This is a genomic window from Aerococcus sp. L_32 (assembly GCF_050689315.1).
The window spans coordinates 1-518 of sequence record NZ_JBOEQF010001267.1; the positions used below are offsets into that span (position 1 = coordinate 1).

General features: G+C 42.3%; 1 protein-coding gene. It reads left to right on the forward strand.

Features of this window, described 5'->3' with window-relative positions; genetic code table 11:
- Positions 1 to 518 (forward strand): alpha/beta hydrolase (locus tag ACRCJ0_RS19260; protein WP_431391833.1); only part of this gene is annotated, 518 nt, incomplete at both ends.

Consider the following 518-nt stretch of genomic DNA (forward strand, 5'->3'; position numbering starts at 1 on the left):
AAAATTACCAGAACCATTTTTCTTTGAGGGTGATGAAAGGGCAGTAATCCTTTTCCACGCCTTTACAGGTACTTCGAACGACGTGCGGATGTTGGGACGTCGGTTAAATCGTGAAGGTTACACTGTTTATGCACCTCATTTAACAGGACATGGCACTATGAACGTCTTCGATTTAATTAAGGAAGACAATCCAGTTGCATGGTTACAAGACGGTCAAGATGCCTACGATTTTATGGTTGAAAAAGGTTATAAGCAGGTGGCAGTTTTTGGCCTGTCATTAGGTGGTACAGTGGCTATCTCCGTGATTTTAAATAATCCGGCAATTGGTGGGGGCGTATTTAATACACCTATTGTCACAGATCAAGCTATTACTGATTCCAATGTACCAACATCATTTATGACCTATGCCCGAAAAGTCCAAAAATACGCTGGTAAGACCGAAGCAGAAATTAACCAGTCGGACGACAAAGTAGCCCAACAATTACATACAACCCTTACCGGTGTACATGCCATGAACC